We start from the raw sequence: 24,324 nt of genomic DNA on the forward strand, positions 1-24,324 counted from the left end.
ATGCTCTTCCCCAACAGGAGCCCCGCGAGTAAGGCCCATGACCACGGGCTGCTCGGCCCGAGGGCCGGTCCGGGGCGGTGCGGGCCCCGCCCGGGTGTGACGACCCCCACAGCGCGGACCGCGGATTTTGCCAGCGGAAAACGTTCCGGTCCCCGCCGCGCGCGTACCTCTGGACGTCCGAACAACCAGGAGGTGCGATGCGCATTTCGCGGAACGCGGCGGGAACCCTCTTCGTGGCGGGCGCCCTCACCCTGACACTCACGGCGCTCGTCTATCCGTCGATGCTGGGAGTGCAGACCGTGTCGAGCGCTCCGTCGCGTGTCATCGCCAACACGTCGTCGGGACCGCTGACCGAGGCGGACCGCGATTTCGTCGTCAAGGTGCGGGCCGCCGGCCTGTGGGAGTTCCCCTCGGGCGAACTGGCCCTGAAGAAGGGCACCACGCCGGCCGTGCGCACCGCCGGTGCGCATCTGGTCAACGGGCACGCCAACCTGGACGCGACCTGCCGGAAGGTCGCCACGCAGCTCGGCATCACACTGCCCAACCAGCCGAGCCCGCAACAGCAGGGATTCGTCGCGACGCTGACGTCGGACCAGGGCAAGCAGTTCGACAGCGATCTCGCCAACATCCTGCGTGTGACGCACGGCCAGATCTTCCCGGTCATCGCCAACATCCGTGCCACCACGCAGAACACACTGGTGCGCCAGCTGGCCGACCAGGCGAACGACACGGTGCTCGACCACATCACCGTGATGGAGCAGACGGGGCTGGTGAACTTCGACAACGTCCTGTTCCAGGAGACGACCCCGCCGAAGCTCCCGAAGAGCAGCATGACCCCGCCGGCCCCCGCGCCCGGCGAGCCCACGGTGATCCTCTCCCCGCCCGCGGGCTTCACCCCGCCGCCGTCGACCACCCCGTCCCCGGTCCCCACGACGGGCTGACCCTCCGGACCTGACGGGCCACGACCGTCGCCGGACGCGCGAACAGCGCGCCGGGCGGCGGTCGTCGGCGTATCCCGTCCGGGCCGGCCCGGCGCTCCCCGGGCGAAAGGCCGGACGGCCCGGCGCCCGGGGAAGGCCGGCCGGCCCGGCGCCCGCCGGGGCGAGAAGGTGGGCCCGGCGCTCTCCGGGGGATAAGAGCGCCGGGCCCGTGGAGGATGGTCAGAAGGACGCCGGGGGCGTCATGCGCGGGTGCGCGAGGTGCGGCGCCGGGGGCGTCATGCGCGGCCGCGGCGCCCACCCTCGCCGGACGTGCAGCCGTGGCCGGCCTTGTCCCAGCCGTCACCGCCGGGCGTGTCCGAGGCCCAGGCGGCGCCGCCCGTGCCGGCGGTGAGAGTGAGCGCCACGGCGCCCGTCCCGAGCAGGGGGCCTACGGCGACACGGCGCGCGGCGGACATGCGTTCCTCCCAGCTTCGTGGGCTGTGCCCCGGGCCAGGGCAGCGGACAGCGTGAGGCCGCCGGAACCGTGGCCGGGAAAGAGCGGTCGAAGAGAAACACTGGGCTCACTGGTCACATGAACCACAGTTCGAGCACATAGTCGATCACGACCGATCACCTGTCAACCTCGTTGAAACCGCGACGAGTTCGGGAGCCCATCACGTTTCGGCCACATCAGGAACGAGACTCTCCGGTCGCCTGAGTGCCCGCATGCTCGTTCGCGTGGTGGCCGCCGATCCCGCCCCCTCCAACGGTGGCTCGAGCGGGGCGATCACCGCCGGCCGACCCGCGTCCGGTCCCGAAGGTCCGCGCGGTGCGGGGCGGGCCCTACTCGGCGGTCTGTTCCGCCGGCTGCGCCAGTCCGGACGTCCACTTCTCCTCGATGCGGCCGACCTTCCACACCACCAGCGCGACCGCCCATGTGGCGAAGAACAGGCCCACGATCACAAAGCCGACCATGTTGAGGTCGATGCCGGCGATCCAGTCCCAGAAGGCCCCGTGCAGCCCGAGCCGCTCGGAGAACAGGCCGAGCAGCTCGACCGTGCCGATGATCAGGGCGACGGCGACCGACAGACCGGTGATGGTGAGGTTGTAGTAGACCTTCCTGACCGGTTTGGAGAACGCCCACTCGTACGCGAAGTTCATGAACGATCCGTCGATCGTGTCGAGCAGCGACATCCCCGCCGCGAACAGGACGGGCAGGCAGAGGATCGCGTACCAGGGCAGCCCCGATGCCGCACCCGAACCGGCCAGGACGAGGAGCGCGATCTCCGTCGCGGTGTCGAAGCCCAGCCCGAAGAGCAGGCCCAGCGGGTACATCTGCCACGGCTTGCTGATCGACTTCATCACACGGCCGAGGAGGCGGTTCATGAGGCCGCGGCTGTTGAGCTGCTCCTCCAGGGCCGCCTCGTCGAACCGGCCCGACCGCATCTGCCGGAAGACCTTCCAGATGCCCGCCAGGATGACGAGGTTGATCGCGGCGATGAGGTAGAGGAAGGCCCCGGAGACCGTCGTACCGATGATTCCCGTGATGTCGTGCAGCTCGGAGCCGTCGTCGCGGACCGGACCGGCGAGCGCCTTCACCCCGAGCGAGAGCAGCAGGGCCAGCACGAAGACGACACTGGAGTGGCCGAGCGAGAACCAGAAGCCGACCGACAGCGGACGCCGCCCCTCGCCCATCAGCTTCCGGGTGGTGTTGTCGATCGCCGCGATGTGGTCCGCGTCGAAGGCGTGCCGCATGCCCAGCGTGTACGCGGTCACCCCGATTCCGACGCCGAAGTAGCCGGTGCCGACCTTGTAGTGCTCCGGCGCCACGATGCCGACGAGCGTGAACCACCCGATGACGTGCAGCGCCAGCACGAACGCGGCCATCCCGCCGAGCCGGCCCCACTCCTGCCGTGTGATGGGCATCCGCATCCGGGAGGAGGACGGGGGCATGGAGTGGGGCCTTTCTTCGCGGGTTTCGCAATCCCCTGCTTCTCCGGGTACTGCGGTCTCCACCTTGCTGCCTAAGTCTACTACTTGCAAGAAAGTCGCAGTAAAGGCTTCGGCTCGCGAGAACGAGCCGCACGCGCCCCGCGTGACCCGCAACTCATCCCCCATACGGGTGACTTCCCGGCTTCACCTGCGGGCTTGGGAACTTCTTTACCTTCACGGCCGGTTCAACGGGCAGCGGGTCGGCGCACGGCGCGAGCGGGCGCCGGGTACCACGGCGACCCTCACGGGAACCACTACGGCGACCACCACGGCGGGCACCGTTCGGGATCCGGCATCGGGACGGCGGTTGCCGCGGGCGCGGTGGGGCCGGCCGTCGGAGTCGCCGGCGGGCTGGTCGCGGCCGAGGTGGTGGACGAGAACGGGGACTTCTTCGGGGGTGAGGAGGACGAGAACGGGGACGACCAACCGATCACTCGTCGAGGAAGGCGTCGATCAGGGCGAACGTGGCCTCCGGCCGTTCGATGTGGGGCAGATGGCCCGCCTCGGGGACGACCTCGAGGCGGCCGTCGCCGAACGCGGCGGCGTAGGCCGCCCCATAGGCGGGCGTGACGATGCGGTCGCTCTCGCCCCACAGCACGAGGGCGGGGATCCGGACGCGTCCCAGGCGGCGCAGCAGCTTCGGGTCGTGCATGGACGGGCCGCCCGCGATGGTGCGCAGAGCGGCCATATTGCCCTGGCGGAGGGCGAGTTGGGCGGCGGGGACCTCGGCCGGGTCGACGTGGAAGCGCTCGGAGTCGTGGTAGGCGTACTCGGCGACACCGCGGGCGTCGAGGGAGAAGAAGTCCGTGATCGGTTCGCCCTCGACCGCGACGCCGACGGCATTCACCAGCACCAGCCCGGTGAGGATCCCGGCCTGGTCGCGGACGGCCATCTCGGCCGCGATCCAGCCGCCGAGCGACGAGCCGACGACGAGCACATCACGCAGCCCCCGGTCGTGCAGAAGGTGCAGATAGGCCAGGGCGAGGTCGTCGACGCCGGTGAACCAGTCGGGACGCGGGGTGCCGTTCCAGCCGGGGTGGGTGGGGGTGAGGACATGCGCGGTGCGGGCCAGGTGGGCGGCGAGTCCGCTGACGGTTTCCGGGCCTCCACCGCCGTGCAGAACCAGCACCGGGCGCCCGGTTCCGGATTCGGCGAGGGTGAGGCTCACTTCGGGCTGCTCGACGTACGGGTGAGATGTGGTCATGCCCCGACAGTAACTAAGTATCTTTATATAAGCAACCTTAGTCAGCGTGTTAGCCTGGCTCCATGGCCCCTGAACCGCAGATCCTCGGAAGAGCCGTCAAGCAGGCCCAGTACCGTCAGCACCGGGCCCTCGACAGCCGGCTCGCCGGCATCGGGACGACGCTCGCACAGTGGGACGCGCTGCGTGCCGTCGGCCGCTCCCCGGGCGCGACCGCGCGGTCGCTGGCGGCAGCGACGTTCCAGAGCGAGCAGGCGTTCGGCTCGCTCGCCGGGCGGCTGGCGGCCCAGGGCCTCATCGACCGGCGGCCGGGACACGGCCGGCGTATCGAGCACCACCTCACACCGGCCGGGGAGGAGACCCTGAAGGCCGGACACCGGGTCGCCGACGAGGTCCTGTCCGAGTGCTTCGCCCCACTGTCCGAGGCCGAGCGGACGACCCTGCTCGGGCTGCTGCACCGGCTTGTGGAGGGGGAGCGGACGGACGGCTAGCCGGTGCCGCCTCTCCCCGATCCGCCACGCGCGGGCGGCACGATTGAGGTGCCGGACCCCGCGGACGCCCGGCCGGTCGGCGAGGGCGTCCCGCCGGCCGCGGACCTCCGTGCAGGCACCGGCGTGCCCCGGCCGTCCTCGACGACGCCCCGTCCCCACGCGCAACCGCTCGTACGGCCACTTCCTCCCCTGACGGCGGTCCGGCGTACGGCGGCGCCCGGGCCCCGGGGCCGCCCCGAACGGTCCCCCACCGCTGGCCCCCGGCATCCGGCGCGCCGAAGCTGGCCCCATGGACGCCGCGCCCCGTGACGGACTGCCGCCCTTCGAGGACCGGACCGACTTCGAGAACGCCGACCGCGGCTTCATCGCCGCCCTGGTGCCCGCGGTGGTGACGGACGGGGAGGGGCGGGTGGTGTGGGACGGGGACGCGTACGGGTTCCTCGACGGGGACTGTCCCGCCACCGCGCATCCCGGCCTGTGGCGGCAGTCGCAGCTGTGCGCGCGTCAGGGGCTGTACGAGGTGACCGAGGGCGTGTACCAGGTGCGCGGGCTCGACCTGGCCCATATGACCCTGATCGAGGGCAGGGACGGCGTGCTCGTCGTCGATCCGCTGATCTCCGCCGAGTGCGCGGCGGCCGCCCTCGGGCTGTACCGGTGCCACCGCGGGCAGCGGCCCGTCACCGGGCTCGTCTACACCCACTGCCATGTCGATCACTTCGGGGGCGCCCGGGGGGTGCTGCCGCGTGAGGAGGAGGCGGGGGTGCCGGTGCTCGCACCCGCCGGGTTCCTGGAACACGCGGTCAGCGAGAACGTGTTCGTGGGGCCCGCGATGGCCCGCCGTGCCGCCTTCATGCACGGCACCCGGCTGCCGAAGGCGCCCGACGGGCACATCGGCACGGGTCTCGGCATCACGCTGTCCACCGGCACGGTCACCCTCGTCCCGCCGACCCTCGACATCACGCACACCGGGCAGCGGGAGACCGTGGACGGGGTGCCGATCGTGTTCCAGCTGACCCCGGACACCGAGGCGCCCGCCGAGATGAACTTCCTCTTCCCCGAGCGGCGCGCGCTGTGCCTGGCCGAGAACGTCACGCACACCCTGCACAACATCCTGACCCTGCGGGGCGCCCCCGTCCGCGACGCCCGCGCGTGGTCCCGCCATCTCGACGAGGCGATCGACTTCTTCGGCGACGCCTACGACGTGGCCTTCGCCTCGCACCACTGGCCGACCTGGGGGCACGAGAACGTGGTGCGGCTGCTGGCCGAGCAGCGGGACCTGTACGCGTATCTGCACGACCAGACGCTGCGGCTGCTGAACAACGGTCTGACGGCCGCGGAGATCGCGGAGGAGCTGCGGCTGCCGCCCGCGCTGGAGGGCGCCTGGCACGCACGTGGCTACTACGGGTCCCTGAGCCACAACGTCAAGGCCGTCAGCCAGCGGTATCTGGGCTGGTACGACGGCAACCCCGCGCATCTGTGGGAGCATCCGCCGGCCGGCCTCGCCCGACGGTACGTGGAGGTGGCGGGCGGCCCGGAGGCGATGCGCGCGGCGGCCCGCCGCTACGTCGACGCCGGCGACCTGCGCTTCGCCGCGACCCTCCTCAACCACCTCGTCTTCGCCGACCCGGACGACGAGGAGGCGAGGGAACTGCTGGCGGGGGTGTACGAACGGCTCGGGCACGGGGCCGAGAACGGGCCCTGGCGCAACATCTATCTGACCGGCGCGCTGGAACTGCGCGAGGGATCGGGCAGCGCGGGCACCGTCGGCGACACGGCCGGGATGGCGTCGGCGCTCACCGTGAGCATGCTGCTCGACGCCATCGCGGTCCGCATCGACGGGCCGCGCGCGGCGAAGGAGCCGCGCCTGATCATCGACCTGGTCGTGATCGACGAGCAGCGCCGGCACCGGCTCAATCTGGAGCACGGCGCCCTCACCCACCGCAGCCTGCCCCTGCACCGCACACCGAAACCGCACGCGGGCCTGACCCTCACCCTGACACGCCCCGAACTGCTGGGCCTGCTCACGGGCAGCGGTCTCGCGGGCATCGAGACGGACGGGGACCGGGGGCTGCTGAAGCGGCTGTTCTCGTATGTGACACGACCGGATCAGGGGTTCGCGATCGTGACGCCGTGAGACGCGGTCAGGGCGAGGCGGGATCAGAGCGGTGGCCGTGTCACGCCGTGGCCGGATCAGAGCGGTGGCTGGGCCGGGGCCGGGCCCAGGGTTGTGGTGCCCGGGGCGGTGCGGTGGCCGAGGCCCGTGCGGTAGGCGTCCAGGGCCGCCTCCACCCGGCCGGTGCGGCGCAGCAGATCACCCAGCAGCCGGCACAGATCCGCCAGGTCGCCCGCCGCGCCCGCCCGCTCCAGGAGGCTCAGCGCCCGCACATAGTGCTCCTCCGCGGTCTCCGTGTCGCGGGCGTCCTCCGCGATGATGCCGAGGAGGCGGTGCGCGGCGGCCGAGTGCACCGCGCCCCGCTCGGGTCCCATGTCGCCGAGCACACCGTGCAGCAGCTCCGCGGCCTCCTCGGACTTCCCACGCCGGTGCAGCACATCCGCCAGCTCCACCGCGACCTGGCTGCTGTAGAGGGCGGCGCGCTGCTCGGCGAGCATGGCGAGCGCCTCGCGCAACTCCCCCTCCGCACGCCGAAGTTCGCCGTTCTGGGCGTAGAGATAGCCGCGCATCCAGTGGCAGTTGGCCAGCTCGGTGCGGATCTGAAGCCGCCGGTACAGCTCGGCCGCCTTGGCGAGGCCGGCGTCCGCCTCGGCGACGCGTCCCTCCGCGAGGAGCGTGCGGGCGACCGACCGGTGCATCCGGGCCACCAGCGCGGGGTCCCGCACCTGCGGGGCGAGCGCCAGCGCGAACTCGGCCGCCTGGGCCGCCCGCGCCTGCGCGCCCATGTCCATGTACGGGCCGATGGCACTCGCGTAGAGCAGCAGCAGGGCGTCCGGGTCGTGCAGTCGGGAGCGGTTCTGCCCGTCGCGAGATCGCCCAGCTCCAGCGCGCACTCGCCGAGCCCGAGCAGCGCGGCGGCCTGCTCGGCGTCCAGCGCGTGCGCCTCGGCCTCGGCCGGCAGTGCGTCGTACTGCTCGACGGCGGCCTCAGCCTCCCCGGTGGCCAGGGTGCGCTGGGCGTCGGTCAGCCTGAGCCGCAGCGCGGTGGCGAGATGGGCCGGGCGGCCGGTCACCAGCTCCTCGTAGGCGACACCGAGCCGCTCGGCGATGTGCCCCAGCGCCTCGTCGGAGGGGCGGACCCGGCCGGCCTCCAGAGTGGAGATGTACGCGGCGGTGTACGCGGGCTCGGCCAACTGTCGCTGTGTCCTGCCCTGTTCCCGCCCGAGCCGCTGGACTCTGCGACCGATGGTCTCCGGGTCGTCCCGCTTCACCATGCGATCAATCATGCCGGTTGGGGCAGTTGACAAGTCCGTTTTCTGACTTTTCGTCAACAGGCGGCCACTTCCGTCGGGCAACCCGAACCCCTAGTTTGGGAGTCACGTCGAACGTGCTTGATCCATCGCTGTCATTGCGAGGTCGGTTGCCGTGCCCGGACATCCTTCCGTGCTCCGCGGACGCCCTTCCCTGCTCCACGGACGCATACGCGCACGCCACGTCAGAGGATTCGGTGCGGCCGTCGTCGCCGTGGCCGCCCTGGTCACCGCGGCGAACGCGGGCCCGGCACGGGCCGCCCAGCCGCAACCAGCGCCGCACATACGGCACATGGCCCCGCAGGATGGCCTCACCCGCTAGCCGAACCGCGCTCCGGCGCCCCACCCGCCGACCGGACCGCCCGCCGACGCGCCGCCCGCCGACGCATACCCTGGTTTCGTGACCTCTCCCACCGCACGCACCGCGCTGGACCTCACCGCCGATCTCCCCGTGCCGGACCTGGAGGACTGGTACCGGGACCTGCACCGCCACCCCGAATTGTCCCTGCGCGAGCACCGGACCGCGGGACGGCTCGCGCAGCGGCTGCGCACGGCCGGGTACGAGACCACCGAGGGCGTCGGCGGCACCGGGGTGGTCGGGGTGCTGCGCAACGGCGACGGGCCCACCGTGCTGCTGCGCGCCGACATGGACGCGCTGCCGGTCGCCGAGGAGACGGGCCTGCCCTACGCCTCCGAGGTACCGGGCGTGATGCACGCCTGCGGGCACGATCTGCATGTCACCTGGCTGGCGGGCGCGGCGGGGGCGCTGGCCGCCGGGCGGGACGCGTGGTCGGGGACGCTGCTGGTGGTGGGCCAGCCCGCCGAGGAGACGGGCGAGGGCGCGCGGGCGATGGTCGCCGACGGGCTGTACGAGCGCTTCCCGCGCCCCGGTGTGCTGCTCGCCCAGCACGCGGCGCCGGGCCCGGCCGGGCTCTACGCGCACCGCCCGGGTCTGATCCTGTCCGCCTCGACGGACGTGGACATCGTGGTGCACGGCCGGGGCGGCCACGGCTCACGCCCGGAGTCGACCGTGGACCCCGTGGTGACGGCCGCGTACCTCGTCACCCGGCTCCAGACCGTCGTCAGCCGGGAGATCGCGGCGCGCGACTCGGCGGTGCTGACGGTGGGCCGGATCGAGGCGGGCACCCGGCACAACATCATTCCCTCCGAGGCGCGCATCGCCCTGAACCTGCGCACGCAGTCGGTCGAGGTGCGGGACCGCATGATCGCCGCGATCCGGCGCATCGCGGCGGGCGAGTGCCTGGCCGCGGGCTGCCCGCGCGAGCCGGAGGTGAGCGTCGGCGCCGACTTCCCGGTCACCGTCAACGACACGGCCACCCACGGCCGGGTGGCCGCCGCGCACCGGGAGGTGTTCGGCGCGGCCACGGTCTTCGACCCGGGCCCGGCGATGGGCAGCGAGGACTTCCCGCACCTCGCGGCGGACGGGATGCCGTACGCGTACTGGTTCGTGACGAGCACCCCGGCGGACGTCTGGGAGGCGGCACCGGGCGCGGACCTCATGGAGAGGTTCGCGGCCGTCCCGAGCAATCACAGCCCCCGCTTCGCACCCGATCCGTCCACCCTCGTCCCCGGCGTCCGCGCGCTGGTGTCGGGGGCCCTGGCGCACCTGTCAGTGGCCTGACCGACTCAGTGCGCGGCCGCCGCGCGCCCGGTTCCCCTCACGGCTGGGTCCGCAGCCCGGGCCCCAGACGGCGAAGGCGCCTGTGGACATGGTTCAGGGCACCTTCACGGCGTCCGGGGACCCGTTCCCTCAACGCGGCCAGGCCCGGCCCCAGTTGGCGGGCCCTGGCGGTGTCCCGCATACGGCCCCACTGGTGGTGGGCGCGGTCGACGGCCGCCTCCACCGCCGGGTCCTCGGGCGCCTGGCCGGCGGCGAGGCGGGCGGCGGCGACCGCGAGCCATGTCTCACAGCTCAGACCGGGGTCGCCCGCGAGCATCGCGAGGTCGGCGCGCACCTCCATCCAGTGCAGCACCTCCTCGGAGCCGGTCCCGTGCTCTCGCAGCGCGGCCTGCTCCCACCGCGCGGCGAGCGCCGCCGCCTCCGCGTGTCTGCCGTCCTGCACGGCGGCCGCGAGCGCGGTGTGGGGGTCCGGGTCCGGTGCCGGCGGGGCGGGGACCCGGAGCGGCCGGACGGCGGCGCCGTGCGCCCCGGTACCGGTGCCCTGAACGGGGACGGTGGCCTGGGGCGCACCGGCGGGCGGGGGCGGCACGGTGGCCTGGAGCGGAACGGGGGGCGGGGGCGGCACGGTGGCCTGGAGCGGAACGGGGGGCGGGGGCGGCACGGTGGCCTGGAGCGGAACGGGGGGCGGGGATGTCCGGGGGGAGGACGGGAGCCCGGCGCTCCGGAGAGCGTCGGCGGTCCGCCCGGGGGACGGGTACTGCCCCGGGGACGGGTACTGCTCGGGGGACGGGTACTGCTCGGGGGGCGGGTACTGCTCGGGGGACGGGTGCTGCTCGGGGTGTGCATGGTGCGTCGGCTGCTCAGGGGGCGTCGGCCGCGCGGAATGCGTCGGATACTCGCGATGCGTCGGCTGCTCGAGGTGCTCGGAGAGCGTCGGCTGCTCGAGGTGCTCGGGATGCGTCAGGTGCGCGGAGAGCGTCCGATACTCCGGATGCGCGGAGGGCCCGGAGTGCGGGATGTACCCCGCGGGCGGGGTGTGCCACGGCTGGTGCGGGACCGGGGAGTTCACGACCGGGGCCAGGATGACGTCCCCCTCCGCGCCCGCCGGTGCGCCCTTCTCCGCGAGCGCCCGGGTCAGAGCCTCGTGGTGCAGGGTCCCCGGGTCCGGGCGGTGGCCGCTGCGCAGGATCGTCGCCACGGCCTTCATGTACGCCGGCGCGGCCAGCGCACGGCGCGGGGGCGGCGGGGCGACCCGGCCGTGGAGGAGTACGGTCCGGCCGCAGTCCAGGGGCCGGGTGCGCAGATACCGCCAGGTCTCCGCGTCCGCGTGCAGATCCGCGAACACCGTCGTCGCCCCGGCCGGGCGCAGCCGCAGCTCCTCGCGGATCCAGTGCCAGGGGAAGGCCGTGTAGCGCACGGTCGCCGGGGTGGTCCGGGCCAGCGCCAGATGGGGCAGGTGCTCGCGGCGGTCGAGCTGGAGCTGGCCGACGAGGAACACCGTCAGCGGGCCGGGCGCGGCCGCGGCGGCCCGCAGCCGGGTGAGGACCGCCTGCGGGTCCGGCGGGTCGGCGAGTTCGATCACGTTCGCCGTGTCCGTGCCGGACAGCACCGGCGGGGCGACGGCCGCGAGCACCGGGAGCACGGAGGCCGCGTCCACCAGGCACCCCTTGCCCGCCGGTGAGGCCGCGAGCAGCAGCACGGTTCCGGGCATCGTTCCCTCCCCGATCGATCACGTACGGCAGCACGGTAACGGCTGCGCCTGCAAAGCTGCGACGGACGAACGACAAACGCCCGTCTATGGCCCGGGTTGTGCGGCAGGGGGGTGAGGCGGGGGCTCAGGCACCGCAGGGCGGGTGCGGGCGTCGTAGCGCGAAGATCGTCGTGTCGTCGTCGAGGCGGCCGCCGCAGTGCCGCAGCGTGCCGTCGCGGATCAGGCGCACCAGGCGGCCGGGCTCGGCGGCGCGCGGGTCCTCGGCCACCGCGCGGGCCACCCGGTCGTACATCGGGAAGAAACATCCGCTGGTGTCCCGGGCCTCGGACACCCCGTCCGTGACCAGCAGCAGCGTCTCGCCGGGGGCGAACGGGACACACAGCGGGCAGGGCGGCCGGCCGCCGAGGTCGCCCAGGCCGAGCGGCAGCCGCCCGCCGGGCGGCAGGGACCGTATCCCGCCCGGCGTGACCACCAGCGCCGGCTCGTGCCCGAAGTTGATGAACTCCACATGCGCGGGGTCGTCCGGGGGGAAGCCGAAGAGCACGGCGGTCGCGAAGCGGTCGGCCTCGTCCCGGCCGATCGCCGCGCCGTAGCGGATGTGCCGTAGCATCCGGGCCTCCAGCCGGTCGGCGACCGTGACGAGGAGCGGCTCGTGGTAGGCGGCCTCGCGGAAGGTGCCGAGCAGCGCCGACGCGGCCGCGACCGCGCCGAGGCCCTTGCCCTGGACATCACCGAGCAGGACGCGGGTGCCCTGGGGGCCGGGCTGGATGTCGTAGAAGTCTCCGCCGACGCGGGCGACGCTGTCGGCGGCGAGATAGACCGCCGCGTGGTCGAGGCCGCCCCAGCCGGGCGGCAGCGGGCGCAGCACCGCGCGCCGGGTGGTCTCCGCGATGTCCTGCATGCGCAGCATCCGCCGCTCGCCGCGCAGCCGCACCGCGCAGGCCAGTACGGCCAGCAGTCCACCGAGGACGACGAGGATGAAGTCGGGCAGACCGCTCCGGAACTGGTGCGGCCAGGCGTGGTCCTCCAGCTCGTAGATGACGACGGCGAGGACCGCCACGGTGGCCGTGCCCCACAGCCCGCAGATCGCGGCCGCGATGCCGGGCACCAGCACGACCCAGGAAATGGTCCTGAAGTCGCCGGAGGTGAACCAGTCGAGCGCGGCGATGGCGAGGAGCAGACCGAGCGGCGCCACCCAGGCGACACTGCGTCCGCGCACGCGCAGCAGCTCCGACCCACCTCGCACCAGGGCATCGGCCCCCGAGGGCCGGGGAAAACGCGCACGGAGGAGCCCGGCGGGGGCGGCGGCTTCGGAGACGGAGGCGTCCGCGCCGGGGCCGGCGGGGAGCGAGCCCTCGGGCCGCCGGCGGGGCGGCGGCCCGTCCCCGGAGGCCGGCGTACCGTCGTGAGGTGGTCGCCTGGGGGGCACCGGCTCCGCCCTTCCGCCGTGTCAGTACGCGACCGATATGCGGGCGCGCGGGTGCGCGCCCTGCTCCGGTTCGTCGACGAACGCGACCGCGTAGTCCTCGGCGCTGATCCGGCTCACCCCGTCCGCGTCGGCGAGCAGCTGGTCACCGACGGCCATGACCCGGTGCCCGCGCTGCGTCGCCTCCGCGGCGATCCGGCGGCCCACCATGCCCGTGGCGCCGAACAGCACGATCCTCATGAGCCCCAGCGAAACACGGCCCGCGGGCCCGCGCATCCCGACTTGCCCGGCGCGCCGGCCAGGTGTGCCCTGGTGTACGGGGGCGAGGAGACGCCTGGAGAGAGGAGTGCTCCCATGACTCACGCGACACCCGCGTCAGGGGCCTCGCGCACACCTGTCACCGCACCCCGGGGGCCGGTCACGCGATACCGCCCGCCGGACATCTTCGACCACCGCGCGCACATGACGGGAAGGGTGGCGGTGCCCGTCGTCCTCGGGCTCCTCTACGGCTACTGGGCCGCCGCCAACCGCCGTGCCGCCGGTCCCATCACCGGCTGGAACATCCTGTTCGGCTTCGTGTGCGCGATCGTGTTCGCTGCGGTGTGCATGGGGCTGCTCAGGGTGGGACCCCGGCTGCGTCGCGAACTGCACGCGGTGCTGTGGGCGGCGTTCGCGGGCATCGCGTTCGGCTTCCTGTACAGCCAGACCGGTGAGACCGTGCTGCTCTCGACGGGCCTCTCGCTCGCGGTCGCCGTGGCCTTCTTCGCGTTCAACTTCTACCGCTACTACACGCACGAGGACGCGGCGGGCCACAGAATCTCCTGAGCACTGACGGGCCGGCCGGCGGTCGGCCCCCGCGCGCGTCGGCCGGCCCGAACCGGGTGTGCGCCCGTCCACGGACCGGCGCACACCCGTAGGGCCGCCGTCCCCCGGCTTGGCGCACGAGACCCCGTTGTGTGGTGGCCCAGCGGGCGCCGGGGCCTCATGCGTCTCCCTCACTCACCCGTCACCCGGGGCGGAATCCGCTCCCCGGGCGCCGGTCGAGGAGCCCTGGAAACAGGAGAGGCCGCGGCGGGCCGATCCACGGACTTCTCCCGATCGGTTGCCGTCCGTTCCTCTCCCCACCCACCAGATAACACCCGTTCGGGCGAACCCTCCACCCGAGCGCGCGGCCCGGGCGGGCCACCGCCGTCCGCCGGTCACCCATCAGATTGTCATATCCACCCGTTTGCAGGCATATCGCTCGCAGGGTGGACGCGGACACGGTTGGCTGGTGACGTGTCCCGACGTGTCCGGAGCCCTCTCTCCGTCGTGCTGGTCAGCCTCGCGTGCCTGCTCGTGCCGCTCGGCGTCCTCGCCATGTGGGCGAAGTACGGCATCGAGGACAGCGCCCGCTACGCCGCCACCACCGCCCCGCTCGCCTCCGACGCCGAGGTGCAGGACGCCATCGCCAGCGCCGTCACCGACGGCATCATGCGCGAGGTGCACGTCGGCGCGCCCCTTCAGGGATCCGTGCACGCCTTCGTCCACGACGCGGTCCGCTCGTTCACCGCCACCGAGGCCTTCCGCTCCGCCTGGGACACCGCGAACCTGAGCGCCCACGACGCCGTGATGCGCGCGCTGCGCGAGGACGACGACAGCCCCGTCACCCTCGACCTGGCCCCCGCCACCGAGCGGATGAAACGGCAACTCGCCGACGAGCACATCCCGTTCGCGGGCCGCATCCCGGTCTCCCACACGGAGATCACCCTGCTCCAGTCGAAGGACCTGACGAAGCTCCGGAAGGGGTTCCACGTGCTCGAAGTCGCCGGTTTCTGGCTTCCCGTCGCCTCGGCCGCCTTCGCCCTGACCGGCATCCTCGTCTCCGTCTCGCGCCGCCGGGCCGTGCTCGCGACCGGACTCGGCACGGCCCTGGGCGCCGCGCTGCTCGCGGTGGCGATCGCGGTGGGCCGCCGGATGACGCTGGCAGACCTCCCGCCGGGCGTCTCGCACCCGGCGGCCGGCGCGGTCTACGACGCGCTCACCGAAACGCTCCGCCTGGTCTCCTGGGTGCTGATGGGCGTCGGCCTCGCGGTCGCCCTGGGCGCCTGGCTCACGGGCCTTTACGTGCGACGTCGGCGAGCGTCGGCAGCGCCCCCGCCGGTTCCGGCGGAGGAGCCGACGCAAGTCCGAGCCTGACGCACTCCTCCGCGGCGCCCTCCGCCCCGCGCGCGGCGGCCGTGAAGAGCGCGCCCGCCCCGCCGTGGACGCGGCGATACCGCGTCGGCGCGCGAACCGCCCTTGCCGCGGGAGCCGTTGGCCCGGCCTCAGCCGTCCCGCGGTGATGTCCGCGGCTGTTCGGTCGGCGATGCTCCGGTAGTCCCCCGCCATCCCCCTACGATGACGCCGAGAGCAATGATCCCATTGCGCCGAGGAGTTGACGGCCCGCGGCTGTGGAGCACGCGCGTGACCGTCCGCCTCGCCTGCGCCCGTCAAGGCGCCGCGGCGACGGCGGCGGCGACGTCCGTGACATCGCGCGCCCCGCAGTTCGCCGGGTTCCCCGGAGCCGCCTGGTCATCGCCCCCGATCCGCCCGGATCCGCCCGGCCACCCGTTCGGCCTACATCACCCTGCGCTCCACCGCCGCACGGGCGAACCTGCGGGTGAAGGTCCCGAGGTCCCGAGGAGGCGGCCCCATGGTCCAGCACACCGCACGCACCACCACCCCGCATCCGAAAGAGACGGCCTGGGCCACCGGCGGCACGGCGTTCGCCGGTGTCCTGATGATGGTCAGCGGCATCCTGGGCGTGCTCAACGGCATCGCGGGCATCGCCGCGAACGACGTCTACGCCCGCGTCGGCAACTATGTGTACGGGTTCAGCCTCACCGCCTGGGGGTGGATCCACGTGGTCATCGGCGCCCTCGTCGCGGTCACGGGCTGGGGCGTGCTCCAGGGCCGGGACTGGGCGCGGGCGATCGGCGTGGGCCTGGCGGCCCTGTACATGGTCGAGTACTTCATGTTCCTGCCGTACGCCCCGGTCTGGTCGGTCATCGCCATCGCCATCGGGGCCTTCGTGATCTGGTCCCTGGTCACGGCGGGCCACGCCGAGCGACCACCGCAGCCCCCCGGGAGCGCCGGCGGCACCCTGTGACGACCGTGCGAACGCCCTTTCCCCGGGCTCCCTCTATGACGGAGCTCCCTCCGTGAGGGAGGATTCGGGCATCCAGCCCATCGAGGGGAAGGCGGCCGGCCCGTGGAGACTGCGACCGTGGAGCCGATCGGTCCGCCCCGCGCCCGGCCACGGTCCCGAAGGCGTACCGCGGCCGCCTGGATCGCGTGGCTGCTGCTCGCCGGGACCGGCGTCGTCGTCGGCTGCCGCGCCGCCGGCACCGACGCCGTCACACCGGTGCCCCAGCTGCTCGCCTTCCTGCCCTGGCTGTCCGTCCCCGCCGCGCTCGCCCTCCTGCTCGCCCTGCTCGCCCGCCGGCGCACCGGCCTTGCCGGGGCGATCCTGGTGCTCGCCGCCCTCGCCTGGTTCACCGAGCCGTACGGCGGGGCCGGTGCGCCCGCCGGCCCCGCGCTCACCGGGTTCCGGGTGCTGACCTCCAACGTGGAGTTCGGCCGCGGCACCGCCTCCCTGGTGCCCGCCATCCGCCGCGAGCGCCCCGACGTCGTGTTCGTCGAGGAGTGCGAGTACCACTGCTCCGCCACCCTGGAGCGCGCCTTCGGCGGCACGCACGGCGCCTACCCCTACCGGCGGGCCGTCGACGGCGCGGGCTCCGACGGATCGGTCATCCTCAGCCGGTTCCCGCTGACGGCCGCGCCCGGTGTGCCCGGCACCATGGGCATGCCCGGCGCCGTCGCCGACGTCCACGGCCACCCCGTCCGCCTCCAGCTGGCCCACCCCATGCCCCCACTGCCGGGACAGCTGTCCGTCTGGCGCCGTGAACTGGGGGAGCTGCGCGCCTACGCGGCCTCCGGCGACGGCGCGCCCACGATCCTCGCCGGGGACTTCAACGCCTCCCAGGACCACGCCGCCTTCCGCCGCATCCTCGACGCCGGTCTGCGCGACGGCGCACGCCTGTCCGACGACGCCCGTACGCCCTCCTGGCCCGCGCGGACCGCCCCGCTGTTCGGCGTCCAGATCGACCATGTCCTGGTCTCCCGGGACTTCTCGGCGCGCTCCGCGCACTTCCTCACCCTGTCGGACACCGACCACCACGCCCTGGTCGTCGACGTCACCCTCCACCGGCACACCGAGGCGCACTGACCCCCGGCTCGGAGGGCCTGGGCTCTCCGCCCGGCTGGGCCACCGTTCGAACGATCGGAAACCATTCGAACGAATGGCCATAATGAGGGCATGTCCCGAGAGTTCCCCATCAGCCTCGCCCCTCCCGACTGGCTCGTAAGGAACCTCCGGCCGCAGCAGGCCCGCGTCAACCGGCCCGCCGTCGTCCGCGCCGCGATCGCGATGGCCCTGCCGCTGGCGCTGGGATTCGCCGCGGACCGCCCCGGCTACGGCGCGCTCGCCTCCATGGGCGCCGTGTCCGGTGTCATCGGGGACACCGCGGACGCGTACCGCATGCGCATCCTCAACATCGCGGTCCCCCAGCTCTTCGGCGCCGCCGGTGTCACCGTCGGTGCACTGGTGTTCGGGCAGAGCTGGCTCGCCGTCACCGCCGTGACCGGGGTCGCGCTGATCTCCGGGATGATCTCCACGATCGGCGCGGTCGCCTCCGTCTCCGGACTGCTGCTGCTTCTCAACGCCGTGATCGGCGCCGGACTCCCGCTGCCCGGCGACTGGTGGCTCGCGCCCCTGCTCATGTCCGGCGGCGGACTGCTGGTCCTCGCCCTCGCCCTGCTCTCCTGGCCGCTGCGCTCGGGCGTGCCGGAGCGGACCTCGGTCGCGGCCGCCTACCGGGCGGTCGCCCAACTGCTCGCCGCCTGCGGGACACAGGAGTACGACGCCACCCGGTACGCCGTCACCCGGGCCCTCAACGACGCGTACGACCTCGTTCTCGCCCGGCGCGCCGGCCAGCACGGCCGCAGCCCGGAACTGGTGCGCCTGCTGGCCCGGTTGAACGCGCTCACCCCGGTCGTGGAGGCCGCCCCGGCCGCCCACCGCCACGGCAGGCCGCTGCCCGAGGGGGCACCCGACACCGTACGCCGCCTCGCCGACGCCATCGACGCCGACCGGGGCGCCCTCCCCCTCGATCTGCCCGATCCGGTCGGGGAGGCGGGACGCGCCGTCGACCACGCGCTGCGGCATGCCGCCGAGGTCGTCACGGCCCCCGACGTCGCCCCGCGCGCCCTCGTCGACCGCCTCGGCCGGCCCGCCTCCCTCAGCGTCCGCGCCTACACCGCGAGCCGCGACGTCCTCCTCTCCGGCACCTCCTGGCGCTACGGTCTGCGCCTCGCCCTGTGCGTCGGCATCGCCCAGACCCTGGTGTCCCTGGTGCCGGTCCAGCGCTCGTACTGGGTCGCCCTCACCGTCACCTTCGTCCTGAAACCCGACTTCGGCTCGGTCTTCTCGCGGGCGCTGCACCGCGCGGTGGGCACCGTGGCGGGCCTGGTGGTGGCGGCCGTGGTGCTGGCCGCGGTGCCGCTCGGCTGGTGGGACGTGGCGGCGCTGGCGGCCCTCGGCCCGCTCATCCCGGCGCTGACCCCGCGCGGGTACGGCTACCAGACCACCGCGATCACACCGGTGATCCTGCTGCTGTCGGACCTCCTGAACCATCTGGGCACGGCGCTGCTGGTGCCCCGGCTGGTCGACTCCCTCATCGGCTGCGCGATCGCGCTCGTCGCCGGCTATCTGCTGTGGCCGGAGAGCTGGCACACCCGGGTCGGAGCCCGGCTCGCGGACGCGGTCGCCGACACCGCGCAGTACGTGGAGAGCGCGTTCGGCGACACCGCTGACCCGGCGGCGCGCGCCCGGATGCGGCGCCGTCTGTACCGCGATCTGTCCACCGTCCGTACGGAGTTCCAGCGGGCCCTGACCGAGCCGCCGCCGACCGGGCGCCGGGCCGCCGCCTGGTGGCCGCTGGTCGTCGCCGTGGAACGGATCGTGGACGCGACGACGGCGGCACGGGTGCGGGTGAAGCAGGGTGCGCCGCCGCCCTCCCCGGCGGAGGTCGGGCAGGTCGCCCTGCAACTGCGGGAGTTGTCGGAGAGTCTGCGGGAGACGGAGGTCCTGGTCGCGGTCCGCACCGACCTCACCGGCCCGGCGGACGGCATCCTGGAACCGCTGCGGCAGGAGGTGGCGGCGGCCCGGGCGATCGCGTCGCCACACTGAGGGGGGCGAGCGGCTCTTGCCCGCACCCACTCTGTCGCCCGCCGGCCGGGTGAAAACGAAGACCTCCTCGGCGGCCATGCCCTCGACGTGCGAGACGGCCCCGTGCGCGGTCGCGGTGGCCGGCGCGGTCCAGACCCCGGAACCGTCGAACTCTCCGTCACCGGGGGCCTGCCGCTGCCGTCGATGTCGGAGGCCGGGGAGTCGCCCGTGAGCTTGGCGACGTGCAGCGTCCCCTCGTCGAGGAGCGAGAGGTTGTGTTCGCGCACGGCACGGGAGCTCCCGTGCCGCATGCGCTTGCCGCCGACGAACCTGGTAGTGGAACCGCTCGTCGTGCCCGGAGCAGACGACCGGCCGCCCGTCCCCGGTCAGCCGCACGGTGGGGGCCTCGTGCTCGAAACGGCCGAGAGCGGTGTGCTTGCGGGCATGGAGGACGGGCCGTACGGGCCGGACTCGACGACGTAGCCGAAGCGGTGGACCTCGTTGGACTCCTGGGCGAGGTCGAAGCGGCGGTCGAACCGCTCGGGGGGACCCGTGGGAAGCGGAGGCCACGGGTGGCGGGGGTCGCGATGGGGGTGGCGGCCTGGGCCTGCGGGGCGGTGGCCGTGACGGCGGCCGTACAGGTGTCGGCGGCCACGGTCACGACGGCGGCGGCGCGGAGCGCGGAACGGCGGCTGAGGCCACCGGCGATGACATCGCCGACGTACTCGTCGGAGCTGGTGTGGGGAACCTCGTGGAAACAGGCGTCACCGCAGCGGTGGCGGCAGGTCAGGGTGGACCGGCCGCCGGGATGCGAGCCGGGCGGCGTTCCGATCAGCGGCAGCGGTTTGCGCACTTTGCTCTCCCCATACGACCCCTTGGCGTGGGCGTGACCTCAGGGGCAGGGAGGTGCGGGAGCGGGGCGGCCGGGTGAACGGTCGGCGAACCACGGGGATCCGTAAGGGGTTTGGAGTACGGGGAGGGGTACGCGGAGAAGGCGGGGTCCTTCGAGGCCGGTAACGGCGAGATAGCGGTATTGACAACGGCGCTTCCGATGGCCGGACCCTGCTCAAGATCGGCGCCTTCGACGGCTAACCTTACGTGTCCGTCCTGGCCAGGGATTGACGGGCATCAACTCACGCGAAGGGTTGCGCACATGGGCATTCTCACTCTCCTGCGGAACGCGTTCGGCCGCTCACGCAAGGGTCGCACCGCCGAGGGGGAGCCCTCGCGGGAGACGACGGCGGCCACGGAAACGGCAACGGCCGCCGCGGTGATCACCGAGGCTCCGTCGGCGGAGGTCCCGGCCCAGTCGACGGGCCGGGACGACGAACACGAGCTGGTGTCGGCGGCGTTCGACAACGTGACGGTACCGAGGCAGGCGTCTCCGCAGGGAGAGTCCGTCCATCCGACGACGACCACGGAACCGGAACCGAAGGCCACGGCGAAGGCCGAGCAGGAGCCGGCGGCGGCGGAGGAGGAGAGGCCGGAACCGGAGGCTACGGTCGAGCCCGTGGCCGAGGGGGCGGTGGCGGAGCCCGAGCCCGTGGCCGAAGAGGCCGTGGCGGAGCCCGAGCACGTGGCCGAGGAGAAGCCGGAACCGGAGGCTACGGCGGAGCCCGTAGCCGAGGAGGCCGTGGCGGAGACCGAGCCGGTGGCCGAGGAGACCCCCGAACCGGAGGCTACGGCAGAGACCGAACCGGAGGCCGTGGCGGAGCCCGAGCACGTGGCCGAGGAGACGCCCGAAGCGGAAGCCACCGAGGCCGAGCCGGAGCCGATGGCGGAGGAGAAGCCCGAGCCGGTGGCCGAGCCCGGGGGCGAGACTGCCGCCGAGGCCACCGCCGAGACCGCCGAGACCCCTGAGCCGGGAGCTGCCGTCGAGTCCGCGCCGGCCGTGGAGGCGGAACCGGAGGTCACCCCGGAGCCGGAGGCTGCGAAGCCCGAGACCGAGGCCCCCGCCGAGGCCGCGACGGAACCCGAGACCGAGGCCCCCGCCGAGGCCGCGCCGGAGGCGGAGCCGGCGGCCACGGCCCCCCAGCCCGAGTCCGCGGAGGAATCGGAGCCCAAGCCGGAAGCGGTCGCCGAGACCACCCCTGAACCCGCCTCCGAACCCGTCGCCGAAACCACCCCGGAGCCCGAGGCCAAGGACCCGGAGGCCGAGCCGGAGGCCCCCGCCCCGGAGCCGGTCGCCGCCGGCGAAGAGGCCCCGAACACCTCGTCCGCCCCCACCGACGCCGAACCCCAGACCCCGGCGGACACCCACGACGAAAACGAAACCGAAGCAGACGCCGAAGTCGAAACCGAGGCCGAAACCGAAGCCAAGGCAGAAACCGAGGCAGAAACCGAGGCCGAAGCGCAGCCCGCCCTGAGCCTCGCCGGCGTCAAGTCCCGCGCTCCCGGTCTCACCACCGCCTACAAGGCCGCCGCGACCGTCCTCGACAAGCACGGCCTCACCGGCACCCGGGCCAAGGTCTACCTCGTGCTGGACCGCTCCGCCTCCATGCGCCCGTACTACAAGGACGGCTCCGCCCAGGCCCTGGGCGAGCAGGCCCTCGCCCTCGCCGCCCACCTCGACCCCGAGGCCACGGTGCACGTCGTCTTCTTCTCCACCGAACTGGACGGCACCGGAGAGCTGACCCTCGCCGAGCACGAGAACAGGATCGACGACCTGCACGCGGGCCTCGGCCGCATGGGCCGTACGAGCTACCACGCGGCGGTGGAGGCCGTCCTCGGTCACCACGACAAGTCCGCGGACCCCGCTCTGCCCGCCCTGGTGATCTTCCAGACGGACGGCGCCCCGGACGCGAAGACCCCCGCCACCCAGTCCCTCACGGACGCCGCGAAGAGCCACCCCGCCCTCTTCTTCTCCTTCATCGCCTTCGGCGACCCCGAGAACAAGGCCTTCGACTACCTCCGCAAGCTGAAGTCGGACAACACGGCCCACTTCCTGGCCGGCGAGACCCCGCGCGAGCTGACGGACGCGGAGGTCTACGAGGGCGTACTGGCGAACTGGCGCCCGTAGGATTCACGGCCCGCAGGAGCCACAGAAGACCGCTCGAACGCGCCGTCCGTTTCTCACCCCCTAAAACGGGAAGCGGGCGGCGCACCCATGTCGGCTACGATTTCAAGGTTCGTAGACGATGACAGACGGGTCCGGAAACCGACGATCGTCACCGCATGTAGCGACTTGGGAGCAGCCCGCGATGGCTCGACACCTCATCACCAGCGCCCTTCCGTACATCAACGGGATCAAGCACCTGGGCAACATGGTGGGGTCCATGCTCCCGGCGGACGTGTACTCCCGGTACCTCCGCCGGCGCGGCCACGACGTCCTCTTCATCTGCGCGACGGACGAGCACGGCACCCCCGCCGAGCTGGCGGCCAAGGAGCTGGGCCTGCCGGTCGACGAGTTCTGCGCCCAGGCGCACGACGCGCAGAAGGCGGTGTACGACGGCTTCAACCTGGCGTTCGACTACTTCGGCCGCAGCTCGTCCCCGCAGAACCGCGAGATCACGCAGGAGATCGCCCGCGAGCTCAAGGCGAACGGGTTCATCGAGGAGCGGGCCATCCGCCAGGTGTACTCGAACGCCGACGGCCGCTTCCTGCCCGACCGGTACATCATCGGCACCTGCCCGCACTGCGGCTACGACAAGGCCCGCGGCGACCAGTGCGAGAACTGCACCCGCGTCCTCGACCCCACGGACCTGATCAACCCGCGTTCCGCCATCAGCGGCAGCAGCGACCTGGAGGTCCGCGAGACCAAGCACCTCTTCCTCCTCCAGTCGGCGCTGGCCGGCGAGGTCGAGGCCTGGGTCGACGAGCGCGCCGACAACTGGCCGGTGCTGGCCTCCTCGATCGCCCGCAAGTGGCTCACCGAGGGCCTGCACGACCGTGCGATCACCCGTGACCTGGACTGGGGCGTCCCGGTTCCGGCCGACACCTGGCCCGACCTGGCCGCCGAGGGCAAGGTCTTCTACGTCTGGTTCGACGCCCCGATCGAGTACATCGGCGCCACGAAGGAATGGGCGGACCAGGACCCGGAGAACCGGGACTGGCGTTCGTGGTGGTGGGAGTCGGACGCCGACGTCCACTACACCCAGTTCATGGGCAAGGACAACGTGCCCTTCCACAGCGTGATGTTCCCGGCGACCCTGCTGGGCACCCGCGCGCCGTGGAAGAAGGTCGACGTCATCAAGGCCTTCAACTGGCTCAACTACTACGGCGGAAAGTTCTCCACCTCGCAGAAGCGCGGTGTCTTCACGCATGACGCGCTGGAGATCCTGCCCGCCGACTACTGGCGCTACTTCATGATGGCGAACGCCCCGGAGTCGGACGACACGTCCTTCACCTGGGAGCACTTCACGGCCACGGTGAACAAGGACCTCGCGGACACTCTGGGCAACTTCGTCAACCGGGTGCTGTCCTTCTCCCGCAAGCGCTTCGGCGACGCGGTCCCGGAGGGCGGCGAGCCGGGCGAGGCCGAGGCGCGGCTCGGTGAGGAGATCGCGCGTCTCCTCGCGGAGTACGAGGAGCACATGGAGGCCATCCAGTTCCGCAAGGCGGCGGCCTCGCTGCGCGCCCTGTGGTCGGCCGGCAACTCCTACCTGGAGGAGAAGGCCCCCTGGCTGGAGATCAAGACCAACAAGGAGGGCGCGGCCCTCACCCTGCGGACGGCGATGAACCTGATCCACCTCTACGCGGTGGTCTCCGAGCCGTTCATCCCGACGTCCTCCGCGGCCATGCGCGCGGCCTTCGACCTGAAGGACGACACGGCCGTGTGGGTGACGCGGGAGGAGGCGAAGTCCCTCACCACGGTCCCGGTCGGCACGCCCTTCACGGTTCCTCCGGTGCTGTTCGCGAAGCTGACGGACGAGGACCTGGCCGCGTACAAGGAGCGCTTCGGCGGCGAGACCGAGTAGCACCGCCGGTACGCCGCGGGGCCCGGGAAGCGTTCGGCTTCCCGGGCCCCGGCTTTTCACGAGCCTCGCCGCCGGACCATGTGCCCGCCCCTCACGCGCGCCTCCCCATGTGCTCCGGGCCCATGTGCTCCAGGCCCATGCGTTCCGGGCCCATGTGTTCCGGGCCCCTTGGAGAGCCCGGAACCGAGCGCTCGGTTCCGGGCCCCGCGTAGAAAGGGCTGTGGTTTCGGGGGATCCATGCGACAGCGGCTCGGAACCGACCATCGGTTCCGAGCCACCTCTTCGGCACGCCGCTCAGCGCACCGCCTCGCTCAGCTGCCCCTCCGGGCTGTCCTCGGGGCTGCCCCTCGGGG

At 73.0% G+C, this 24,324-nt stretch carries 17 protein-coding genes and 3 pseudogenes; 11 read left to right on the forward strand and 9 right to left on the reverse strand.

The window, feature by feature from the left end; all coding sequences use genetic code 11:
- Positions 1 to 197: 197 nt before the first annotated feature.
- Positions 198 to 941, forward strand: a complete 744-nt coding sequence (locus ACIP94_RS10530) for a DUF4142 domain-containing protein (protein WP_402422453.1) — start codon at positions 198 to 200, stop codon at positions 939 to 941.
- 275 nt (positions 942 to 1,216) lie between these two features.
- Here the strand turns inward: ACIP94_RS10530 and ACIP94_RS10535 are convergent, their stop codons facing one another.
- The 3 genes from ACIP94_RS10535 to ACIP94_RS10545 form a co-directional block, all read right to left on the reverse strand.
- Entirely contained in the window at positions 1,217 to 1,396 is a 180-nt protein-coding gene (locus ACIP94_RS10535) for a hypothetical protein (protein WP_402422456.1), read from the reverse strand.
- Between the two features lie 367 nt (positions 1,397 to 1,763).
- On the reverse strand, positions 1,764 to 2,873 hold the full coding sequence (locus tag ACIP94_RS10540; protein ID WP_402422459.1) for a HoxN/HupN/NixA family nickel/cobalt transporter: 1,110 nt from the start codon (positions 2,871 to 2,873) through the stop codon (positions 1,764 to 1,766).
- A gap of 469 nt (positions 2,874 to 3,342) precedes the next feature.
- Positions 3,343 to 4,116: an alpha/beta fold hydrolase gene (locus ACIP94_RS10545; protein ID WP_402422462.1), complete on the reverse strand. Its 774-nt coding sequence runs from the start codon at positions 4,114 to 4,116 to the stop codon at positions 3,343 to 3,345.
- A gap of 62 nt (positions 4,117 to 4,178) precedes the next feature.
- Here ACIP94_RS10545 and ACIP94_RS10550 point away from each other — a divergent pair, with 62 nt between their 5' ends.
- The gene (locus ACIP94_RS10550; protein WP_402422465.1) at positions 4,179 to 4,604 is read left to right on the forward strand and encodes a MarR family winged helix-turn-helix transcriptional regulator; all 426 of its coding nucleotides are present in this window, start codon (positions 4,179 to 4,181) and stop codon (positions 4,602 to 4,604) included.
- A 289-nt stretch (positions 4,605 to 4,893) separates the two neighbouring features.
- On the forward strand, positions 4,894 to 6,738 hold the full coding sequence (locus ACIP94_RS10555) for an alkyl/aryl-sulfatase (protein ID WP_402422468.1): 1,845 nt from the start codon (positions 4,894 to 4,896) through the stop codon (positions 6,736 to 6,738).
- Between the two features lie 56 nt (positions 6,739 to 6,794).
- Here ACIP94_RS10555 and ACIP94_RS10560 read toward each other — a convergent pair.
- Positions 6,795 to 7,990 (reverse strand): annotated as a pseudogene (locus ACIP94_RS10560) (helix-turn-helix domain-containing protein).
- A 436-nt stretch (positions 7,991 to 8,426) separates the two neighbouring features.
- Here ACIP94_RS10560 and ACIP94_RS10565 point away from each other — a divergent pair.
- A complete protein-coding gene (locus ACIP94_RS10565; RefSeq protein WP_402422471.1) occupies positions 8,427 to 9,668 on the forward strand; it encodes an amidohydrolase in 1,242 nt (413 codons plus the stop codon).
- A 37-nt stretch (positions 9,669 to 9,705) separates the two neighbouring features.
- Here ACIP94_RS10565 and ACIP94_RS10570 read toward each other — a convergent pair whose 3' ends face one another.
- The 3 genes from ACIP94_RS10570 to ACIP94_RS10580 form a co-directional block, all read right to left on the reverse strand.
- The gene (locus tag ACIP94_RS10570; protein WP_402422474.1) at positions 9,706 to 11,379 is read right to left on the reverse strand and encodes a hypothetical protein; all 1,674 of its coding nucleotides are present in this window, start codon (positions 11,377 to 11,379) and stop codon (positions 9,706 to 9,708) included.
- 124 nt (positions 11,380 to 11,503) lie between these two features.
- Positions 11,504 to 12,607 carry a PP2C family protein-serine/threonine phosphatase gene (locus tag ACIP94_RS10575; RefSeq protein ID WP_402423055.1) on the reverse strand — a complete coding sequence of 368 codons (1,104 nt, stop codon included), beginning with the start codon at positions 12,605 to 12,607 and terminating at the stop codon, positions 11,504 to 11,506.
- A gap of 222 nt (positions 12,608 to 12,829) precedes the next feature.
- Complete coding sequence (locus ACIP94_RS10580) at positions 12,830 to 13,045, reverse strand: hypothetical protein (RefSeq protein WP_402422477.1); 216 nt, start codon at positions 13,043 to 13,045, stop codon at positions 12,830 to 12,832.
- Between the two features lie 114 nt (positions 13,046 to 13,159).
- On the opposite strand from ACIP94_RS10580, the gene ACIP94_RS10585 reads away from it, so the two are divergent.
- Together ACIP94_RS10585 and ACIP94_RS10590 are read left to right on the forward strand one after the other, a co-directional pair.
- Positions 13,160 to 13,630, forward strand: coding sequence for a hypothetical protein (locus ACIP94_RS10585; protein WP_402422480.1), 471 nt, complete (start codon positions 13,160 to 13,162; stop codon positions 13,628 to 13,630).
- A 453-nt stretch (positions 13,631 to 14,083) separates the two neighbouring features.
- A complete protein-coding gene (locus ACIP94_RS10590) occupies positions 14,084 to 14,983 on the forward strand; it encodes a hypothetical protein (protein WP_402422483.1) in 900 nt (299 codons plus the stop codon).
- 54 nt (positions 14,984 to 15,037) lie between these two features.
- Here the strand turns inward: ACIP94_RS10590 and ACIP94_RS10595 are convergent.
- Positions 15,038 to 15,175: pseudogene (locus ACIP94_RS10595) on the reverse strand (PLP-dependent aminotransferase family protein); the annotation flags it as partial.
- A gap of 304 nt (positions 15,176 to 15,479) precedes the next feature.
- Here ACIP94_RS10595 and ACIP94_RS10600 point away from each other — a divergent pair.
- The 3 genes from ACIP94_RS10600 (at position 15,480) to ACIP94_RS10610 (ending at position 19,076) form a co-directional block, all read left to right on the forward strand.
- Positions 15,480 to 15,935: a hypothetical protein gene (locus tag ACIP94_RS10600; protein WP_402422486.1), complete on the forward strand. Its 456-nt coding sequence runs from the start codon at positions 15,480 to 15,482 to the stop codon at positions 15,933 to 15,935.
- Between the two features lie 102 nt (positions 15,936 to 16,037).
- Positions 16,038 to 17,054 (forward strand): endonuclease/exonuclease/phosphatase family protein, encoded by a 1,017-nt coding sequence (locus ACIP94_RS10605; RefSeq protein WP_402422489.1) that lies wholly within the window; start codon positions 16,038 to 16,040, stop codon positions 17,052 to 17,054.
- 90 nt (positions 17,055 to 17,144) lie between these two features.
- The gene (locus ACIP94_RS10610; RefSeq protein WP_402422492.1) at positions 17,145 to 19,076 is read left to right on the forward strand and encodes an FUSC family protein; all 1,932 of its coding nucleotides are present in this window, start codon (positions 17,145 to 17,147) and stop codon (positions 19,074 to 19,076) included.
- Positions 19,077 to 19,127: 51 nt separating this feature from the next.
- Here ACIP94_RS10610 and ACIP94_RS10615 read toward each other — a convergent pair.
- Positions 19,128 to 19,625 (reverse strand): annotated as a pseudogene (locus ACIP94_RS10615) (alkaline phosphatase PhoX); the annotation flags it as partial.
- Between the two features lie 583 nt (positions 19,626 to 20,208).
- Here ACIP94_RS10615 and ACIP94_RS10620 point away from each other — a divergent pair.
- Complete coding sequence (locus ACIP94_RS10620) at positions 20,209 to 22,074, forward strand: VWA domain-containing protein (protein WP_402422495.1); 1,866 nt, start codon at positions 20,209 to 20,211, stop codon at positions 22,072 to 22,074.
- A gap of 181 nt (positions 22,075 to 22,255) precedes the next feature.
- On the forward strand, positions 22,256 to 23,971 hold the full coding sequence (gene metG, locus ACIP94_RS10625) for a methionine--tRNA ligase (RefSeq protein ID WP_402422498.1): 1,716 nt from the start codon (positions 22,256 to 22,258) through the stop codon (positions 23,969 to 23,971).
- Positions 23,972 to 24,324 lie beyond the last annotated feature (353 nt).

It is taken from the genome of Streptomyces sp. NPDC093261 (assembly GCF_044753645.1).
Lineage (GTDB): Bacteria > Actinomycetota > Actinomycetes > Streptomycetales > Streptomycetaceae > Streptomyces.

What these genes read in the sequence shown, in the direction of transcription:
- ACIP94_RS10585 (WP_402422480.1), top strand. Translation starts at nt 13,160, where the DNA reads ATGACTCACGCGACACCCGCGTCAGGGGCCTCGCGCACACCTGTCACC.
- ACIP94_RS10600 (WP_402422486.1), top strand. Translation starts at nt 15,480, where the DNA reads ATGGTCCAGCACACCGCACGCACCACCACCCCGCATCCGAAAGAGACG.
- ACIP94_RS10570 (WP_402422474.1), bottom strand. Translation starts at nt 11,379, where the DNA reads ATGCCCGGAACCGTGCTGCTGCTCGCGGCCTCACCGGCGGGCAAGGGG.
- ACIP94_RS10620 (WP_402422495.1), top strand. Translation starts at nt 20,209, where the DNA reads ATGGGCATTCTCACTCTCCTGCGGAACGCGTTCGGCCGCTCACGCAAG.
- ACIP94_RS10535 (WP_402422456.1), bottom strand. Translation starts at nt 1,396, where the DNA reads ATGTCCGCCGCGCGCCGTGTCGCCGTAGGCCCCCTGCTCGGGACGGGC.
- ACIP94_RS10530 (WP_402422453.1), top strand. Translation starts at nt 198, where the DNA reads ATGCGCATTTCGCGGAACGCGGCGGGAACCCTCTTCGTGGCGGGCGCC.
- ACIP94_RS10545 (WP_402422462.1), bottom strand. Translation starts at nt 4,116, where the DNA reads ATGACCACATCTCACCCGTACGTCGAGCAGCCCGAAGTGAGCCTCACC.
- ACIP94_RS10580 (WP_402422477.1), bottom strand. Translation starts at nt 13,045, where the DNA reads ATGAGGATCGTGCTGTTCGGCGCCACGGGCATGGTGGGCCGCCGGATC.
- ACIP94_RS10550 (WP_402422465.1), top strand. Translation starts at nt 4,179, where the DNA reads ATGGCCCCTGAACCGCAGATCCTCGGAAGAGCCGTCAAGCAGGCCCAG.
- ACIP94_RS10610 (WP_402422492.1), top strand. Translation starts at nt 17,145, where the DNA reads ATGTCCCGAGAGTTCCCCATCAGCCTCGCCCCTCCCGACTGGCTCGTA.
- ACIP94_RS10540 (WP_402422459.1), bottom strand. Translation starts at nt 2,873, where the DNA reads ATGCCCCCGTCCTCCTCCCGGATGCGGATGCCCATCACACGGCAGGAG.
- ACIP94_RS10555 (WP_402422468.1), top strand. Translation starts at nt 4,894, where the DNA reads ATGGACGCCGCGCCCCGTGACGGACTGCCGCCCTTCGAGGACCGGACC.
- metG (WP_402422498.1), top strand. Translation starts at nt 22,256, where the DNA reads ATGGCTCGACACCTCATCACCAGCGCCCTTCCGTACATCAACGGGATC.